Source organism: Pseudomonas sp. PGPR N4 (assembly GCF_059693665.1).
This window is the reverse complement of sequence record NZ_JCAUKV010000004.1, coordinates 208379-227134: the sequence shown is the minus strand read 5'-3', so window position 1 is coordinate 227134 and position 18756 is coordinate 208379. Positions and strand designations below refer to the sequence as shown.

Sequence of the window (18756 nt, the reverse complement as noted above, 5' to 3'; positions counted from 1 at the left end):
CCCGGTCACCGGAAAACGGCAACCCAAGGACGTTATCCCTGAGCCATTTCCCCGACAACAGCGAAGGTTCGGCAAGGCGCGTAGGATAGTTCCGAAGCGACGTCGATTTGAAGCATTTGGTTGCAGTTTGGGAAATGTCTTACGGCTTTGGATCGGTGGATTGGGGGCGCTTTGCGCCCCTTTCGCGACACAAGGCCGCTCCTACAGGGGACCGCGCAGGTCGACACGACGCGGTCACTGTAGGAGCGGCCTTGTGTCGCGAAAGGGGCGCAAAGCGCCCCCGGCAATCTCGCGCCTTGCTCACAATCCCGCCAACAACTCCCGATAATCATCAACCGCCGCAAACTCCTGAGTATCCCGCGGCGCTGCCTTGCTGTCCGGCTGCCGCACCGCGAGCAAATGCCCGACCCCATACCGCTGCGCACTGCGCAAAATCGCCAGGGTGTCATCAATGAACAAGCTGCGCGCCGGATCGAAACCGATGTCGACCTGCAAGGCATCCCAGAACAGCGGGCTTTCCTTGGGATAGCCGTAATCATGCGAGCTGATCAAACGCTCGAAATACCCCGCCAGCTCCACCCGTTCCAACTTCAACGACAACGAATCACGATGGGCATTGGTGATCATCACCACACGCTTGCCCGCTTTGCGAATCGCCGCCAAAAACGTATCGGCATCCGGGCGCAGGGCAATCAGGTCGGCGATCTCTTGCTTCAGCTCGCGGATCGGCAGGTTCAGCTCCTGGCTCCAGAAGTCCAGGCAGTACCAGTTCAGCGTGCCGGCGTTACGCTCGAACAGCGGCTGCAGCTCGAGCTCGGCCATCGCCCGGCTGATACCGTGCAGCTCGGCGTAGCGCTGGGGCAGGTGTTGCAGCCAGAACTGGTTGTCGTAGTGCAGGTCGAGCAGGGTGCCGTCCATGTCGAGCAGAACGGTGTCGATGGCAGACCAGGGAAGAACAGGCATGGGAAACTCTCGATCAGTCGGCTAGCCACGGTATAGTAACCCGTTCACGCCAAGGAGCTGCCCCATGCGCCAGAAACCCACCGTCCTCAGCCGCGAAATCGTCGCCAATAGCCGTTTGTTCCGGGTCGAATCCGTCGAGCTGCGCTTTTCCAACGGTGTCGAGCGGACCTACGAACGGTTGGTCGGGCGCGGTAATGGCTATGGCGCGGTGATGATCGTGGCGATGCTCGACGCCGAGCATGCAGTGCTGGTCGAGGAATACTGCGGCGGCACCGATGAATACGAGCTGTCGCTGCCCAAGGGCCTGATCGAGCCGGGCGAGGATGTGCTGGCGGCGGCCAACCGCGAGCTCAAGGAAGAAGCCGGTTTTGGCGCACGCCAGCTGGAACACTTGACCGAGCTGTCGCTGTCGCCGGGCTACATGAGCCAGAAGATCCAGGTGGTGCTGGCGACCGACCTCTTTGAGGAACGCCTCGAAGGCGACGAGCCGGAGCCGATGGGTGTCGACAAGGTAAACCTGCGCGAGCTGTCGGCCCTGGCGATGCACCCGCAGTTCAGCGAAGGCCGCGCACTGGCGGCGCTGTACCTGGTACGGGACATGCTCACCCAGCGCGGGTTGCTCAGCGTATGAACGATCAACAACTGATGCACGAAGTGGTCAAGCTGGCGCTGGCTGCCGGCGAAGCGATCCTGCCGCACTGGCGCGCTGATGTGGCGGTAATGTCCAAGGCGGATGATTCGCCGGTCACCGCTGCCGATCTGGCAGCCCATCACGTCATCGCTGCAGGCTTGCAGGCGCTGGCGCCGCAGATCCCGGTGCTGTCGGAAGAAGACTGCGACATTGCCCTCGCCGAACGTGCCGGCTGGAGCCGCTGGTGGCTAGTCGATCCGCTGGACGGGACCAAGGAATTCATAGCCGGCAGCGAAGAGTTCACTGTCAACATCGCCCTGATCGAGCAGGGCGAAGTGGTATTTGGCGTGGTCAGCATGCCGACCAACAACCGCTGCTATTTTGGTGGTCGCGAGCTGGGCGCCTGGCGCGCCGATCAGGACGTGCCAGCTGCGCCAATCCGGGTGCGCACTGCGCCGCCTGCTGACGCCCAATTCACGGTGGTCGCCAGCCGCCGTCACTCCAGCCCACAGCAGGAAGCGCTGCTGGCTGGCTTGAGCGGTGCCGTGGGTGAGCTGGACTTGGTCAGCGTCGGTAGCTCGCTGAAGTTCTGCCTGCTGGCAGAGGGTGAAGCCGATTGTTATCCGCGCCTGGCACCGACCTCACAGTGGGACACCGCTGCTGCACAGGGCGTGCTCGAAGGCGCTGGCGGTGAGGTGATCGGCCTGGACGGCCAGCCGTTCCGGTACCCGGCGCGGGAGTCGCTGCTCAACCCATTCTTCCTGGCCTTGCCCAGCGCCGCCCCGTGGCGCCAGGCACTGATCAAGCTCGCTTCAGCGATGTAGCACGTACTGCCCGCTGAACGTGACGGCGGGCTCAGTGCTGCCACTGTTGCTGACCACCGTATCCAGCGTCAGGCGCGCTCGCCCTCGGCGCTGGTACATCGTCACGAAGCGCTCCCAGGCTTTGTCTTGCGGCGGCTGGCACCGGGCAACCGCGGCGCCGGTGACCGGCAGCGGATAGCTGATCTGGCCTTCCTGAATGACGATATGGCCGTCATCGATGCCCGCCTCGCGCAAGCGCAGGTGCAGCCAGCCCCAACCCACCAGCACCGCCGCGCAGTACAGGCTGCCGCCAAACATGGTGCTCTTGTGGTTGACGTTGGCCTCCAGCGGCAGCTGCAGTTGCAGGCACTGGTCTTGCCAGCTGAGCACTTGCAGGCCCATCTCGCGGGTCAACGGGATGTCGCTGTGCAGTACTTCTTCCAGATATTGGCGGTCGTCGCTCATGGGCGCGAGTCCTCGTGATCGTCAGCGCCGCCGGCATGATCAGCAAAGCTCAGGCCGTGCTTGCGCAACTTGTCGTGCAGGGTTTTGCGCGGCACGCCCAGCGCTTCGGCGAGGCTGCGCATGGAGCTGTGTGGCTGGGTCAGTTCGGCAGCAATCAATGAGCGCTCGAACTGCTCGACCTGATCGCTGAGGTTGCCGCTGAGCAGCGGCGCGGCGCTGGCCGTGGCGGGCGGCTGCTGGCCGTCGAGGGCCAGTTCCAGGCCGAGGGCAAAGCGTTCCGCGGCGTTTTGCAGCTCGCGGACGTTACCCGGCCAGTCATGGCGCAGCAGCAGTGCCCGTTGCGCCGGTTGCAGGCTGTGCGGGGCGAGGCCGTGGCGCTGGCTGGCGGCATCGGCGAAGTGCTGGAACAACACCAGGATATCGTCGCCGCGCTCGCGTAGTGCAGGGATGCGCAGCGGTGCGACGTTCAGCCGGTAATACAGGTCAGCACGGAACCGGCCCTGGTCAGCAGCCTGGCGCAGGTCTTCCTTGGTGGCGGCGATCACGCGGATATCCAGCGGGATCAGCTGATTGCCGCCCAGGCGTTCGACCACCCGCTCCTGCAGCATGCGTAGCAGTTTCACCTGCACATCCAGGCTCATGCTCTCGATCTCGTCGAGGAACAGCGTGCCGCCATTGGCGAATTCGAACTTGCCGATGCGGCGCTTCTGCGCGCCGGTGAACGCGCCGGGCTCGTGGCCGAACAGCTCGCTCTCGACCACTGACTCTGCCAGGGCGCCGGCGTTGATTGCCACAAACGGGCCATCGCGGCGGCTCGACAGATCATGCAGGGCGCGGGCGACGACCTCTTTGCCGGCACCGGTCTCACCGAGAATCAGCACATCGGCGCGGGTGCCGGCGAGGGCGCCGATCTGGTCGCGCAGACGCTGCATCGACGGCGACTGGCCCACCAGGCGGGTCGACAGTTGCTGGCGATCACTCAAGGCCAGACGCAGGCTGCGGTTGTCCAGCACCAGCCGGCGCAGGGCCAGGGCGCGGCGCACGCTGTCGAGCAGGGCGTCGCTGGCGAAGGGTTTTTCAAGGAAGTCGTAAGCGCCGGCGCGCATCGCCTGCACCGCCAGCGGCACGTCGCCGTGGCCGGTGATCAGCAGCACCGGCAGCTCCTGATCGCGGCCACGCAGGTGCTCGAGCAGTTGCAGGCCGTCGATCCCGGGCATGCGGATATCACTGACGACGACGCCCGGCCAGTCTGGCTCGATGCGCTCGGCCAGGCCCTGGGCATCGGCCAGGGTGACTACCTTGAGCCCGGCCAGGTCGAGGGTCTGGCCCAGGGCCTGACGCAGGTGCGGATCATCGTCGACCAGGATCACCTGGGTACGGCTGTCGATCAGTGTCGTCTCGGGCGTCATGCCGAGGGGTCCTCCGAAGTGGGCAGGGTCGCGCCGGGCTTGGCCACGCGCATGCGCAAGGTCAGCAGGGCGCCACCTTCAGGGTGGTTGCCGAGCAGCAGTTCACCGTCCAGCGCGAGCATCAGGCTCTCGCAGATCGCCAGGCCCAGGCCGAGGCCTTGGGTGCGGGTCTTGGTGGTGAAGAACGGCTCCTTGGCGCGCTCCAGCGCCTGGCGGGTAAAGCCTGGGCCGTTGTCGCGAATGTACAGATAGACGTGCTCGTCGCGCCGTTCGGCACTCAGCCACAGCTTGCGCGGGTTGGCTTTTTCGGTGAGCGCATCGAGGGCGTTGGCGAGCAGGTTGCCGAGCACCTGGCGCAGGCGCGTTTCGCCGGCCTGAACCCACAGCGGCGCGTCCGGCAGGTCGCGAACCAGCTCCACCGCCATCGCCCGGCGACGCTTGGCCAGCAGGGCCAGGGCGTCGTCCAGCGCCGGTTGCAGGGCGACGCTTTCCGGCGCATGGCGATCACGCCGGGCAAAGGCACGCAGGTGGGCGATGATCGAGGCCATGCGCCCGGTCAGCTCGCCGATCAGCTTGAGGTTGCCGCGGGCGTCTTCGGTACGTTCATGGTCGAGCAGCACTTCGGCGTTTTCGGCGTAGCTGCGGATCGCCGCCAGCGGCTGGTTGAGCTCGTGGCTGATGCTTGCCGACATGGTGCCGAGCACCGACAGCTTGCCGGCCTGGACCAACTCGTCCTGAGCGCGGACCAGTTCCTGCTGGGCACTCTCGCGCTCGAGCACGGCGCTTTTCAGCAGGGTATTAAGGCCTTCGAGGTCGGCGGTCCGGGCCACCACGCGGTTTTCCAGGTCTTGTCGGCCGCGGGCTTCGAGGTCGATGCGGTCGATATAGTGGCGCCGGCGCTGCATCACCAAACCGGTCAGCAGGATCAACACCAGCAGTGCGCCGGCGCCAATTGCCATGACCGTCTGCACCGAGCGGTCGATGAGGATGTGCGGGGCGAGGATGCTCACCTGCCAGCCGGTTTCCTTGATGTCGCGGGTCTGGATCAGCCAGGCCTCGGGGTTGAGGTTGAGCGGCTGCGGTGCCTGGGTCGGGTAGGGCTGGATGGCGAGCATCGCCGAGCGCTCCGCCGGAGTCAGCGGGCGGGTGGCACGGAAGCGCCAGTCCGGGCGCGAGGTCAGCACCACTACGCCGTTCTGATCGGTCAGCAGCAGTTGCTCGGGGGTATTGCCCCAGAGCGTTTCGGTGTGGTCGAGGTCGACCTTGACCACCAGCACGCCGATCACCCGCTCGCCATCGCGCACCGCAGCCGCGAAGAAGTAGCCGCGCTTGGCTGAGGTCGTGCCTTGGCCAAAGAAGCGCCCCAGGCGGCCTTCCATGGCTTCGATGAAATACGGCCGGAAGGCGAAGTTACGACCGACGAAACTGTCGCGTTTATCCCAGTTGGAGCCGGCCAGGGTGTTGCCGCTGACGTCCATCAGGTACATCACCTCGGCCCCGGTCTGGCGGGTGATGTCCTTGAGCAGGCGGTTGGCGTTGGTGATTGCTTCGATCCTGAACGGATCGGCCAACGCCTGGCGTAGCGCCGGCAGCTCGCCGAGGATCTGCGGCAAGGTTTCGTAGCGGTGCAGGGTGCCGAGCAGGTTGGCCACGTACAGGTCGAGGGTCTGGCGATTCTGCGAGGCGAGCTGGTCCTGGTAATAGCGTTCGGCCAGGTGATGCAGCGGCCACAGCAGCGGCGCCAGGCACACTGCCAGAAGGGCCAGGCTGCGCCAGCGGGGGCGTCGCGGGGAGGTCGGGGTGTGCATCATGTGCCAACTGCGCCAGAAAGAGTCTGGCGCAATTATGCGCTAGTTCAGGCAGTCGTTGAGCGCGTCCCGCCAATGCGCCTGGCTGACGTGCCACTGTTGCGCCAGAAGCGAGCAGTCCAGCCGCGAATTGGCTGGGCGCTGCGCAGGGGTTGGGTACTCACTGGAGCTGATCGGGATCAGCTCGGCGCAAGGCAGGCCGCGCGCCTTGAGCTGCGCGGCGATCGCCTCGGCAAAGCCGAACCACGAGGTTTCACCTTGGGCGCTCAGGTGGTAAGTGCCCCAGGCGCCCGCATCGCCGGCCTGCCAGCGCTCGAACAAGGCCAGGGTGCTGGCGGCAATGGTGCCGGCCCAGGTGGGCGCGCCGATCTGGTCGGCGACCACCCGCAGTTGCGGTTTCTCCTGCAACAGGCGTTGCATGGTCAGGAGGAAGTTGCGCCCGTGCTGCGAGTAGACCCAGCTGGTGCGCAGGATCAGGTGCTGGCCGCCAACAGCGGTGATCGCCTGTTCACCGGCCAGCTTGCTGCTGCCGTACACGCCCAAAGGGTTGGGCGCGTCCTGCTCGGTGTAGGGCGTGGCTTTGTTGCCGTCGAAGACGTAATCGGTGGAGTAGTGGATCAACGGCACACCGAGCTGGGCGGCTTCTTCAGCCAGCACCTGCGGGGCTTGGGCATTGATCGCGAAAGCCAGCTCCGGCTCGCTTTCGGCCTGGTCGACGGCAGTGTGGGCAGCGGCGTTGATGATCAAGTCCGGAGCCAGCTCGCGCAGCGGCGTGCGCAGCTGTTCGGGACGGGCCAGATCGAGCCGATCGCGGCCCAGGGCGTGCACGTCAGCTCGGCCTTTGAATTGTGCCTGTAGGGCCTGGGCGACCTGACCGTTGTGGCCGCATATGAGAATCTTCAGTGGCTTCATGGGAACAGCTCACGAAAGCTCAGCCCTTGCTGGTCTTTGGCCGACAGCAACGGCGCTTCGACCAGCCCCCAGTCGATTGCCAGGTCCGGGTCGTCCCAGCGGATGCAGCGCTCGGCAGTCGGGTTGAAGTAGTCGGTGGTCTTGTAGAGGAAGTCGGCCGACTCGCTCAGCACCAAAAAGCCGTGGGCCAGGCCCGGTGGAATCCAGAACTGGCGATGGCTTTCGGCGCTCAACCGGGTGGCCACCCAGCGGCCAAAGGTCGGCGAATCAACGCGCACGTCTACCGCAACGTCGAGCACTTCGCCCTGGACCACGCGCACCAGTTTGCCTTGTGGGTTTTCCACTTGATAGTGCAAGCCGCGCAGCACGTTTTTTTGCGAGCGCGAGTGGTTGTCCTGAACGAAGTTGATGCTGACCCCGGTCTGCTCCTTGAAGGCGCGCTCATTGAAGCTTTCGAAGAAAAAGCCACGGCTGTCGCCAAACAGCTTTGGCTCGATGATCAATACATCAGGGATGTCGGTAGCGATGACGTTCATGGGTACTCTTCAGCCAGTTTGCGCAGGTACTGGCCGTAGCCGGTTTTCTTCAAGCCTTCAGCCTTGGCCAGCAGTTGCTCACGGCAGATCCAGCCCTTCTGGAAGGCGATTTCTTCCAGGCAGGCGACCTTCAGGCCTTGGCGGTTTTCGATGGTCTGCACATATTGCGACGCTTCCAGCAGGCTCTCGTGGGTGCCGGTGTCGAGCCAGGCGAAACCACGGCCAAAGCGCTCGACGCGCAGGTCGCCGCGCTGCAGGTAGGCATTGGTGATGTCGGTGATTTCCAGCTCGCCGCGTGCCGAGGGGCGCACGGCCTTGGCGATCTCGACCACATCGTTGTCGTAGAAATACAGGCCGGTGACGGCGTAGTTGGACTTGGCCACAGCGGGTTTTTCTTCGATCGACAGGGCGCGGCCCTGCTCGTCGAACTCGACTACGCCAAAGCGCTCCGGATCTTTCACCAGGTAGCCGAACACCGTTGCTCCGGACGGCTGGCTGACTGCGCGCAGCAGCTGCTCGCTGAAGCCTTGGCCGTGGAAGATGTTGTCGCCGAGGATCAGGCACACCGGGTCTTTGCCGATGAATTCTTCGCCGATAATGAACGCCTGGGCGAGGCCATCCGGCGAAGGCTGCTCGGCATAGCTCAGGTGGATGCCGAACTGGCTGCCGTCGCCGAACAGCTGGCGGTACTGCGGCAAGTCCTGCGGGGTGGAAATCAGCAGGATGTCGCGGATGCCGGCGAGCATCAGTACCGAGATCGGGTAGTAGATCATCGGTTTGTCGTAGATCGGCAGCAGCTGCTTGGACACGCCGAGGGTGATCGGGTGCAGACGGGTGCCGGAGCCGCCCGCCAGGACAATGCCTTTGGTCATGAGATCAGATCCTTGAATTGGGTGTTGCCCAGCCGCTCGCCCTGGTAACTGCCATCCTGGACGTTACGGCACCACTCGCGGTTGTCGAGGTACCACTGCACGGTCTTGCGCAGGCCGCTGGCGAAGGTCTCGGCCGGCACCCAGCCGAGTTCGCGCTCGATCTTGCTGGCGTCGATGGCATAGCGCAGGTCGTGGCCTGGGCGGTCCTGGACAAAGGTGATCAAGTCGGCGTACTGGCTGACCCCGGCCGGATGCTGGGGTGCCAGCTCATCGAGCAGGGCGCAGATGGCGCGGACCACGTCGAGGTTGATCTGCTCGTTGTGGCCACCGATGTTGTAGGTCTCGCCGACCTGACCCTGGCTGACCACGGTGAGCAAGGCGCGGGCATGATCCTCGACAAACAGCCAGTCGCGCACTTGCTGGCCGTTGCCATATACCGGCAGCGGCTTGCCGGCGAGGGCGTTGAGGATCACCAGTGGAATCAGTTTTTCCGGGAAGTGATACGGGCCGTAGTTGTTCGAGCAGTTGGTCAGCAGCACCGGCAGGCCATAGGTACGCTGCCAGGCGCGGACCAAGTGGTCGGACGCCGCCTTGCTGGCCGAATAGGGCGAGCTGGGCGCGTAGGGGGTGGTTTCGGTGAACAGGTCATCGACACCGTGCAGGTCGCCGTAGACCTCGTCGGTAGAAATGTGATGAAAGCGAAACGCTTCGCGCCGCGCCGCCGGCAGCTTGCTCCACCAGGCGCGGGTGGCCTCGAGCAGGGCGTAGGTGCCAACGATGTTGGTCTGGATGAACGCTGCCGGGCCGTCAATCGAACGGTCCACGTGCGACTCGGCCGCCAGGTGCATGATCGCGTCTGGCTGGAACCGCTCGAGCACGGCGCTGACCAGCGGCTGGTCGGCGATATCGGCCTGGACGAACTCGTAACGGGTGTTGCTGGCGATCGGCTGCAACGACTCAAGGTTGCCGGCGTAGGTCAGCTTGTCGAGGTTGAGCACATCGTGTTCGGTGTGGGTGATCAGGTGGCGGATCAGCGCCGAGCCGATAAAACCGGCACCGCCGGTGACGAGTATGCGCATCAGTCTGCCTCTGTAAAACCGGTTGACGTCGGATGGAGCGTAGCTTGTCGATTGCCGCCGGTACTGACAAGCGCATTGATTTGCGCAGCTGTTCTGTCGGCTTGTTTGCAGCTGCCCCTTGTATATCGGCCGCAGCAGTGGCGATATAAGCGACAAAAAAACCGAGGTCACACGCAAAATGCCCCTCAGCACCCTGATTCAGCGTTCCAGCCAGCCCAGCCCTTCGCTCAGCGAAGCGCAGGCACATGCTTTGCTCAGGGCGCATTTTGACCTCGACGGCAACCTGCAGGCGCTGGGCAGCCAACAGGACCTGAACCTGCGCCTGGACAGCGACCAAGGCCGCTTCGTGCTCAAGGCCTGCCACGGCAGCTATGCCGAGATCGAGCTGCAGGCGCAGCATGCGGCGCTGGCCTATCTGGCCGAGCAGGGCGTGCCGGTGCCGGGTGTGCGCGCTGCGCGCAACGGCGAGACGCTGCTGGCGCTGGACGTCGACGGCCAGCCACTGCGCGTGCGCGTGCTCGAGTATATCGAAGGGCAATCGCTGACCCGCCTCAAGCATATGCCGGCCAGTTTGATGGCCGAGCTCGGCGCCTTGTGCGCGAAGGTTGACCTGGCCCTGGTCGACTTCGACCATCCGGGCCTTGCGCGCACCCTGCAGTGGGACCCGCAACATGCCCAGGCGTTGATCGAGCACCTGTTGCCGGTGCTGGGCGATACGCCGCGCCGCGCCCAGCTGCAGGCGGTGGTTGCGCAGGCAGTTGAGGTGTTGGCCAAGGTGCAGGCGCAACTGCCGAGCCAGGCGGTGCATCTGGATATCACCGATGACAATGTGGTCTGGCAGCGCGATGCCCAGCGCGAGTGGCAGTTGCAAGGTGTGATCGACTTTGGCGACCTGGTACGCACCTGGCGCATCGCTGACTTGTCGGTGACCTGTGCTGCGCTACTGCACCATGCCGAAGGTGATCCGCTGCGGATTCTGCCGGTGGTCAGCGCCTATCACGAGGTCAATCTGCTCAGCGAGGCCGAGTTGCTGGCGCTGTGGCCGCTGGTGTTGATGCGTGCTGCGGTGCTGGTGCTGAGCAGCGAGCAGCAACTGACGGTCGATCCGGACAATCAATACATCCGCGACAACATCGCCCACGAGTGGGAGATCTTCGAGACCGCCACCCGTGTGCCAGCAGCATTGATGGAAGCGGCGATTCTGCAAGCCGCTGGCCAGCAATTGCCGGCGCTTGCATTGACCGACTGCGCACCTTTACTGCCGGCGCTGGCAGGCCAGGCAGTCACCCGCGTCGACCTCGGCGTGCTCAGCAGGCACTGCGAGGCGGGCAACTGGCAGCAGCCTGGTTTTGATCAGGCTGTGCTGGCCGCCGAACCTGGCGTGGCTTGCAGCCTGCATGGGCAATATCGGCTGTCGCAAACCCACATCGACCGTCTCGACGAGCCGGCCACCTGTGCCCTCGGTGTCGAGCTGAAGCTACCTGAGGGCAGCCCGCTGCAAGCGCCGCATACTGGTGTATGGCAGCGTGTGAGCGCCAACCACGGCTGCCTGCGCAGCGAGCATTTCAGCCTGTGGCTGCAAGGCTTGCAGAGCATGCCGGAGGATGGCCAAGCGCTGAATCTGGGTGAGGCGCTCGGCACTACTGGCAGCCTGCTCAGCGTGCAGCTGTGCCGCGATAGCAGCGTGCAGCCGCCGTTCTTCGCCACGCCTTCAGCGGCGGCCGCCTGGCTGGCGCTGTGCCCGTCACCGCAAGCCTTGCTGGGGTTTGCCTGCGACGCCGAGCCGCTGCCCGATGCGCAAGCGCTGCTGGCGCGCCGCGATGCCAGCTTCGCCCGCTCGCAGAAGCACTACTACGCACAGCCGCCGCATATCGAGCGCGGCTGGCGCAACTACTTGATCGACATGCAGGGCCGCTCGTACCTGGACATGCTCAACAACGTCGCCGTGCTTGGCCACGGCCACCCGCGCATGGCCGCCGAGTCGGCGCGGCAGTGGTCGCTGCTCAACACCAACTCGCGCTTCCACTACGCCGCTGTCGCGGAGTTCTCCGAGCGCTTGCTGGCGCTGGCGCCGGAAGGCTTTGATCGGGTGTTTCTGGTCAACAGCGGCACCGAGGCCAACGACCTCGCCATCCGCCTGGCCTGGGCCTACAGCGGCGGGCGTGACCTGATCAGCGTGCTGGAGGCTTATCACGGCTGGTCGGTGGCTACCGATGCGATTTCCACCTCGATCGCCGACAACCCGCAAGCGCTGCAAACCCGCCCGGACTGGGTGCATCCGGTCGAGGCGCCGAACACCTTCCGCGGTCGCTATCGCGGCGATGACAGCACCGCTGACTACCTGCGTGACGTCGATGCCAAGCTGGCCGACCTCGACGCCCGCGGCCGTCAGCTGGCGGGAATGATCTGCGAGCCGGTGTACGGCAACGCCGGCGGTATTTCGCTGCCGCCGGGCTACCTGCGCGAGGCCTACGCCAAGGTCCGTGCCCGTGGTGGGGTGTGCATCGCCGATGAGGTGCAGGTCGGTTATGGCCGCCTCGGTGATTACTTCTGGGGCTTCGAGCAACAGGGTGTTGCCCCGGACATCATCACCATGGCTAAAGGCATGGGCAACGGCCAGCCGCTGGGTGCAGTGATCACCCGTCGTGAGATTGCCGAGGCGCTGGAAGCCGAGGGGTACTTCTTCTCGTCCGCCGGCGGCAGCCCGGTCAGTTGCCGGATCGGCCTGGCCGTGCTCGACGTGATGCAGGAGGAGGGCCTGTGGGACAACACCCGCAAGGTCGGCGGCTACTTCAAGGCGCGCTTGCAGGCATTGGTCGATAAACATCCGCTGGCGGGTGCTACCCATGGCTCCGGTTTCTATCTGGGGCTGGAGCTGGTGCGTGATCGGCACACCCTTGAACCGGCCACTGAAGAAACCACTACCTTGTGCAATCGCCTGCGCGATCTGGGCATCTTCATGCAGCCAACCGGCGATTACCTGAACATTCTCAAGATCAAACCACCGATGTGCACCACCCGGGCCAGCGTCGATTACTTCGTCGATTGTGTGGATCGCATCCTGCAAGAAGGCCTCTAGCAGCGAACTGGGCCGTCTCAATACTCGATTGTTATCGGTTATTGAGATGGCCCTTCGTCTGTATTTTCTTCTTCGTTACTATAATTACAGATAATTATCGGCTATAACTGCTCTCAGTGCATGCCGGGTTACCCTGTGCGCCCGCACATACCTCAACTGTAATGCAGAGGACACCGATGAAAACCCTCACCTCGACTCCCCGTGCCGATGGCTTCCATATGCCTGCCGAGTGGGCGCCACAGACCCAGGCCTGGATGATCTGGCCCGAGCGCCCGGACAACTGGCGCCTCGGTGGCAAGCCGGTGCAGGCGGCGCACGTGACCCTGGCCAAGGCAATCGCTCGCTTTGAGCCGGTGACGGTTGGGGTGTCTGCTGCTCAATACCAGAACGCCCGGCGCCAACTCGACCTGCCTAACATCCGCGTGGTCGAGCTGAGCAACGACGACGCCTGGGTGCGTGACACCGGCCCGACCTTCGTGATCAACGACCACGGCGAAGTGCGCGGTGTCGATTGGGCTTTCAACGCCTGGGGCGGTTTTGATGGTGGCTTGTATGCACCGTGGAACCGTGACGAAGACGTCGCCACCAAAATTCTCGAAATGGAACGCTGCCAGCGTTATCAGACCGAAGGCTTCGTGCTTGAAGGCGGCTCGATCCACGTCGACGGTGAAGGCACGCTGATCACCACCGAAGAGTGCCTGCTCAACCGTAACCGCAACCCGCACCTGAGCCGCGAGCAGATCGAACAGATCCTGCGCGACCAGTTGGCGGTAGACACCATTGTCTGGCTGCCTGACGGCCTGTTCAACGACGAGACCGATGGCCACGTCGACAACTTCTGCTGTTACGTCGCCCCAGGTGAGGTGTTACTGGCCTGGACCGATGATTCCAACGACCCCAACTACGCGCGCTGCCACGCCGCATTGGCAGTGCTGGAAAACACCCGTGACGCCAAAGGCCGCACCTTTGTAGTGCACAAGATGCCGATCCCAGGCCCGCTCTACGCAACCGAAGAAGAGTGCGCAGGCGTCGACCAGGTGGCCGGTAGCCAGGAGCGCAGCCCTGCCGAGCGCCTGGCGGGCTCGTACGTGAACTTCCTGATCGTCAACGGCGGCATCATCGCGCCAAGCTTCGATGACCCGGCAGATGCCGAAGCTAGAGCCATCCTGGCGAAGATCTTCCCCAACCATGAGGTGGTGATGATCCCCGGCCGCGAGCTGCTTCTCGGTGGCGGTAACATCCACTGCCTGACTCAGCAACAACCGGCGCCGCACAAGCGCTAACTCCCTGATAGAAAAGAAGCCCGTCGATTGACGGGCTTTTTTTATGCGCGGCCGACGGCAGACGCGGTAAATGGCACACCTCTTGTATCGTTTCCCATTGTGTTTCAAGCAGATAGGTTTAAACCGATCTGTCACAAACTCAACGTAAGTTAGCCGCTCACGGGCCCAGGGAGTACGTGTTGAAATGAATGCAGCAAGTGAGTCGGTTTTGCACCCATCGGCAGTAAATCACCAATCGCTCAAAATGCTGACGCAGTGGTTGAAGCACCATGGAAGCAAGCGGGTCAGGACGACCGATACCCGACGTCTGTTGCATGAGCGCTATCCACGAGGACTGATCAGCGATGCTGAGCTTGAGGCGCTGGTAGCCATCTGGCATTGAGCAGGCAGTGCTCCCGAGCTGTTGAACAAGAACGCCACCGCTGATTGCGGTGGCGTTTTTAATGGGCGAGTGAATCAGAAGTTGTAGGTGCCGGTCACGACCAGGCTGCGCGGGTCGCCCAGCTGGATCTGTGCGGCGCTGGTGGCGGAGGCGTAGTAAGTCTTGTCGGTCAGGTTGTTCAGTGCGGCGCGCACATCCCAGTCCGTGGTGCGCAGGCCGACCAGCGCGTCCCAGCGGCCATAGCCTGGCAGCAGGGTGGTGTTCTGGTTGTCGGCAAAGCGCTCGCCAACCATTGTCAGGCCGGTTTCGGCGTACCAGCCCAGTTGCGGTTTCCAGCTGATGAACAGACTGCCGTTGCGCTTGGCTACATCGTTGATGCGGTTGCCTTGCTGGTTGCTGTTGTCCTTGACGATGGTCGCATCCTGAAGGCCGATGCCACCGCGCACATACCAGTTGCCAACGATGTTGCCGGTCGCGGTCAGCTCGATGCCGCGTGAGCGTTGCAGGCCGCTGAGCAGGAACAGTTCAGGGTTATCGGCATCGCGGGTACGACGGTTGTACAGCTCCAGTTCATAGATGGCCAGGGTGGTGCTCAGGCGCTCGTCGAACCAGTCGCTCTTGACCCCGATTTCCTTCTGCCGGCTCAGCTCAGGGTCGGTTTTGTTGGTATTGCCGGCGGCGCCCGGCGTGATACCGATCAGGCCACCGCCGACTGGCGAGAAGGTCTTGCTCCACGAGGCGTAGAACGAGTGCTCGCGCCACGGTGAGTACACCACGCCGATGCGCGGGCTGGTGCTGGTGCTGGTTTGCGGCTCGCTGGCGCTGTTAAGGCGGTTGGTGGTCTCGACCTCGAAGCGGTCAAAGCGCAGCCCCGCCAGAATCTGCCATTGCTCGTTCAGGCGGATCTGGTCTTGCAGGTACAAGCCGCGGCTGTCGACCACGGTGTGGTTGTTGCTGAACACCTGCATACGGCCATTGTGTTGCAGGCCGCGGTCGGGGTTGTCCAGGCTCAGGCTCGGCACCGGCGTGCCGCCTCGGTTGGTCGGCAAGGCATTGCGCAACAGCGGGTCGCGGCGCTGGTGGCCCAGCTCCAGGCCGACCAGCACGGTGTGGTGCAGGCCCCAGGTGGCGAACTCGCCTTCGGCTTCAAGGTTGTTGAACAGGTTGCGAGTTTTCAGATCCTGCTGCCACCGCTGGCGAGTCACCGTGTTGCTGGCGGCGTTGTAGCCGGTGGCGTAGGTGTTGTCGAACTGGCTGTCGAGCTGGAACAGGCCCAGCGTGTGGCGCAGCTGCCAGTTGTCGCTGAGCTGATAGTTCAAGCGCGAGCGCAGCGACTGCGCCTGGTCATCGATGAAGTCGCGCTGGGTATCGCTGTAAGTCGTGCCCCGGTCGACGTCGGCCGGGCGGCCATTGACGCCGGGAATGCCGCGGTCCGGGGTGCGGTTGAAGCGGCTGTATTCGTACTGCACCAGCCAGTTCAGGTCTGGCGTCAGTTGCCAGCTCATCGACGGCGCGAACAGCTGGCGGTTGCCATCGACGCCATCGCGAAAGCTATTGTAGTCGAGGTTGCCCATGTTCAAACGCAGGCTGATGGTGTCGCTTGGGTCGGCGCTGAGGTCGGCGTACAGGCTGCGCATATCTTCGCTGCCCGCCTGGGCTTCGATGCTCGAGCGCCGGCCATGCTCTGGCGCCTTGCTCACCCGGTTGACGATACCGCCCTGGCCGCCACGGCCATACAGCACCGCGGCCGGCCCCTTGAGCACCTCGACCCGCTCGATATTGTGCAGATCGCGTATGTATTGGCTGTCGTCGCGAATGCCGTCCAGATAGAAGTCGTTGCTGCTCTCGAAGCCGCGGATACGCACGCTGTCGAAACGCGTATCGGCACCGCTGCTGACGTTGGGGATGCCTTCCAGCGCCTTGCCCAGGTTGTTGCTGCCGTAATCCAGCAGGTTGCTGGTCTTCACCGTGTCGATGGCTTGCGGTACGTCGCGCACCGCTGTGGAGGTGCGAGTCGCCGTGCTGACTTCCTTGACCCGGGGGTTGTCCCGTTCACGCTCGCCATCGGCGGTGACCGAGAGCTCTGGCAGGGTAGTGGTGGCGGCAGTGGCAACGCCCGCGCTGCACAGCAGCGACAGGCTCAGGGACAGGGGCGAAAGGCGGCGAGGCACACGCATGACGGCATCCAAACAAGCAGTTAATGAAAAATGGATGCGGATGGTAATGCTTGCTATTAGCGCTTGCTCGGGTAATTCGTAAAGCCCTGTCTTTACATGTGTATCTCGATGTAACAGGGTCGGCGGCGCTGATCGTAGAGCCATTTATTGTTGTATGTAGGTTGAATCACCGCCTTGTGGGAAAAAATGCCCCACGCAAGGGCAGATACGCATTGAAATGCACTATTGCGAGGTGTTTTTTTGGTTATATACACCTGCCTTTCACGATTTTTTGACATTGAGAAGCAGGGGCGGCTAGGATTCGCCATCGCTTGCTGGCCATGACATGGCCATGCGGCTGCGAAAGCCCGCCAGTTGAGCATCGGCACGGCTTGTCAGTTGGATCCGCATAACGTCGAACCTACGAAGGGGCGTTGGTTTCCGGGCGTAAAAATGCACAGTGTTTTTGATTAAAAATAAAGGAAAAGAAAATGTTGAAAACCAGGATCAGCCTGATCGCCCTGGCACTCGTTGCCGCGACCCAGGCACAGGCCAATGACCAGGCCGAGAGCAAGGGCTTTGTTGAAGACAGCCACGCCAACATCCTGCTGCGCAACGGTTTCATCAACCGTGACAAGAAACACGGCACCAATGACCAGTCCCAATGGGGCCAGGCCTTCATCGGTAACTTCTCCTCCGGCTTCACCCAAGGCACCGTCGGCGTAGGCGTTGACGCCTTCGGCCTGTACGCACTGCGCCTGGACGGCGGCAAAGGCCGTAACGGCGGCGGCGGTATCGACTTCTTCAAGCGGGAAAACACCGTTGACGCAGATGGCCAGAGCGCTGCTGCCAACGACCTCGCCCGTGCTGGCGCTGCGGTCAAGTTCCGCATCTCCAACACCGTGCTGAAGTACGGTGACCAGATGCCGGCCCTGCCAGTTCTGCAGTACGACGACTCGCGCCTGCTGCCAGAAAGCTTCACCGGTACCATGATCACCTCCAAGGAGATCGAAGGCCTCGAGCTGAACGCCGGTCGCTTCACTCAGGAAGTGCGCAAGAGCGCCGAGCACCGCGACAGCGGTGGCCTGAAGTCGATCAATGTGTTGGGTGGTAGCTACAAGTTCACCGACAACTTCACCGCGTCGCTGTACACAGCCGACAACGAAGACGTCATGAAGAAGCACTACCTGGGTTTGAACTACGTCTTCCCGATCGCTGCTGACCAGTCGCTGACCCTCGATTTCAACGGCTACAAGTCGGACATCGACAAGAAGTTCGTCCAGGCTGCAGGCCTGAACGGCGACTCCAACACCATCTGGAGCCTGGCCGCTACCTACGCCTACGGCGCGCACTCGTTCACCCTGGCGCACCAGCGCAGCACCGGCAGCACCGGCTACAACTACGGCTGGTACCAGAACGAAGGCGGCGTGGGTGACGGTGGTTCGACCATCTACCTGGCCAACTCGTACTGGTCTGACTTCAACGCTGAAGACGAGCGCTCCTGGCAGCTCGGCTACGGCCTGGACTTCAGCACCTTCGGCGTGCCTGGCCTGACCTACAAGCTGGCCTACGTTGTCGGCGACAACATCAACACCCGCAACGTCGCCAACCCACAAGGCTTCGGCGAAGGCAAAGAGCGCGAGATCTTCAGCCAGGTCCGTTACGTCGTTCAAGACGGCCCGGCCAAGGACCTGTCGGTCAAACTGCGTGGCTCGTTCCTGCGTACCAACAACGCGGTACAGCAGAACGGCTACAACGACGACGGCAACGAAGTTCGTGTGTTTGTTGAGTATCCGATCAGCATCTTCTGATTCTGGTTGGGTGACGGAAAGGGCCGCTTAGCGGCCCTTTTTGCGTTTTAGGGAGTTGGATTAGTGCTGTAGTCTCATTCCAAATCGAGGGACATCTGGAATGAGCATCATCAAGCGCCCGCCCGAGGTCATCACGGACCCGCTCGCGCTCATCAGCGCACAGCACCAGGATCAGGCAGCGCAATATTTCGCGCTGGCCCATCCGTTCGATCCGAAAGGCAGTTACCTGCACTTTGACGAGCGGCGGTTTCGGCTTCCTGCTGGGCTGGATGCCACATTGGCTTGGTCTCTCATAAAACGTGCGAGAAGCGTTCAACTCACATATGGCCGTTGCAGAATGCGACCGACACACAACCAAAAGTCAGCTGGAGTTGATGGGCTCGAAGGTTGGCGAGGGCAATCACCTCCAGTATTTGCTCACTGACCTGATTGAAGATGAGGCGATCAGCAGTAGTTTGCGGTGATTCAGCTACGAGCATGAGCGCCGCGAGGGCCAAGAACCCGTCTTCTACTCGCTTCTCGAGGTATACAAACCCGGCCTCCCTGAACCTGCGCTTTGAGCGAAGA

Annotated in this window: 15 protein-coding genes; 6 read left to right on the top strand and 9 right to left on the bottom strand. The window is 63.1% G+C overall.

Features of this window, described 5'->3' with window-relative positions:
* Window positions 1-300 precede the first annotated feature (300 nt).
* The gene (gene yrfG / locus AC58X1_RS17740) at window positions 301-963 is read right to left on the bottom strand and encodes a GMP/IMP nucleotidase (protein WP_497429238.1); all 663 of its coding nucleotides are present in this window, start codon (window positions 961-963) and stop codon (window positions 301-303) included.
* Between the two features lie 64 nt (window positions 964-1027).
* Here yrfG and nudE point away from each other — a divergent pair, with 64 nt between their 5' ends.
* Together nudE and cysQ are read left to right on the top strand one after the other, a co-directional pair.
* Entirely contained in the window at window positions 1028-1594 is a 567-nt protein-coding gene (gene nudE / locus AC58X1_RS17735; RefSeq protein ID WP_150570505.1) for an ADP compounds hydrolase NudE, read from the top strand.
* Window positions 1591-2418, top strand: coding sequence for a 3'(2'),5'-bisphosphate nucleotidase CysQ (gene cysQ, locus AC58X1_RS17730; RefSeq protein ID WP_497429237.1), 828 nt, complete (start codon window positions 1591-1593; stop codon window positions 2416-2418). Before nudE ends, cysQ begins: the two co-directional genes overlap by 4 nt.
* Here the strand turns inward: cysQ and AC58X1_RS17725 are convergent.
* Genes AC58X1_RS17725 through rfbB form a run of 7 tightly spaced genes read right to left on the bottom strand, consistent with a single transcriptional unit; the run spans window position 2407 to window position 9478 of the window.
* Complete coding sequence (locus AC58X1_RS17725) at window positions 2407-2862, bottom strand: YiiD C-terminal domain-containing protein (RefSeq protein WP_103435309.1); 456 nt, start codon at window positions 2860-2862, stop codon at window positions 2407-2409. The genes cysQ and AC58X1_RS17725 overlap by 12 nt on opposite strands.
* Entirely contained in the window at window positions 2859-4271 is a 1413-nt protein-coding gene (locus tag AC58X1_RS17720) for a sigma-54-dependent transcriptional regulator (RefSeq protein ID WP_150573328.1), read from the bottom strand. Before AC58X1_RS17720 ends, AC58X1_RS17725 begins: the two co-directional genes overlap by 4 nt.
* Complete coding sequence (locus AC58X1_RS17715; RefSeq protein ID WP_188036830.1) at window positions 4268-6082, bottom strand: sensor histidine kinase; 1815 nt, start codon at window positions 6080-6082, stop codon at window positions 4268-4270. Before AC58X1_RS17715 ends, AC58X1_RS17720 begins: the two co-directional genes overlap by 4 nt.
* Window positions 6083-6121: 39 nt before the next feature.
* Entirely contained in the window at window positions 6122-6982 is an 861-nt protein-coding gene (rfbD, locus tag AC58X1_RS17710) for a dTDP-4-dehydrorhamnose reductase (protein ID WP_497429283.1), read from the bottom strand.
* Between the two features lie 5 nt (window positions 6983-6987).
* Window positions 6988-7527 carry a dTDP-4-dehydrorhamnose 3,5-epimerase gene (rfbC, locus tag AC58X1_RS17705; protein WP_150570501.1) on the bottom strand — a complete coding sequence of 180 codons (540 nt, stop codon included), beginning with the start codon at window positions 7525-7527 and terminating at the stop codon, window positions 6988-6990.
* Window positions 7524-8399, bottom strand: coding sequence for a glucose-1-phosphate thymidylyltransferase RfbA (gene rfbA / locus AC58X1_RS17700; protein ID WP_101322531.1), 876 nt, complete (start codon window positions 8397-8399; stop codon window positions 7524-7526). Before rfbA ends, rfbC begins: the two co-directional genes overlap by 4 nt.
* The gene (gene rfbB, locus AC58X1_RS17695) at window positions 8396-9478 is read right to left on the bottom strand and encodes a dTDP-glucose 4,6-dehydratase (RefSeq protein WP_497429236.1); all 1083 of its coding nucleotides are present in this window, start codon (window positions 9476-9478) and stop codon (window positions 8396-8398) included. Before rfbB ends, rfbA begins: the two co-directional genes overlap by 4 nt.
* A gap of 178 nt (window positions 9479-9656) precedes the next feature.
* On the opposite strand from rfbB, the gene AC58X1_RS17690 reads away from it, so the two are divergent.
* Together AC58X1_RS17690 and aguA are read left to right on the top strand one after the other, a co-directional pair.
* Window positions 9657-12557, top strand: a complete 2901-nt coding sequence (locus tag AC58X1_RS17690; protein WP_497429235.1) for an aminotransferase — start codon at window positions 9657-9659, stop codon at window positions 12555-12557.
* Between the two features lie 176 nt (window positions 12558-12733).
* Window positions 12734-13840, top strand: a complete 1107-nt coding sequence (aguA, locus tag AC58X1_RS17685) for an agmatine deiminase (protein ID WP_220632749.1) — start codon at window positions 12734-12736, stop codon at window positions 13838-13840.
* Between the two features lie 456 nt (window positions 13841-14296).
* On the opposite strand, the gene AC58X1_RS17680 is transcribed toward aguA, so the two are convergent.
* On the bottom strand, window positions 14297-16399 hold the full coding sequence (locus AC58X1_RS17680) for a TonB-dependent receptor (RefSeq protein ID WP_497429234.1): 2103 nt from the start codon (window positions 16397-16399) through the stop codon (window positions 14297-14299).
* Between the two features lie 470 nt (window positions 16400-16869).
* Here AC58X1_RS17680 and AC58X1_RS17675 point away from each other — a divergent pair, with 470 nt between their 5' ends.
* Window positions 16870-18189 (top strand): OprD family porin, encoded by a 1320-nt coding sequence (locus AC58X1_RS17675; protein ID WP_101322526.1) that lies wholly within the window; start codon window positions 16870-16872, stop codon window positions 18187-18189.
* A gap of 100 nt (window positions 18190-18289) precedes the next feature.
* The gene (locus tag AC58X1_RS17670; protein WP_497429233.1) at window positions 18290-18613 is read left to right on the top strand and encodes a hypothetical protein; all 324 of its coding nucleotides are present in this window, start codon (window positions 18290-18292) and stop codon (window positions 18611-18613) included.
* Window positions 18614-18756 lie beyond the last annotated feature (143 nt).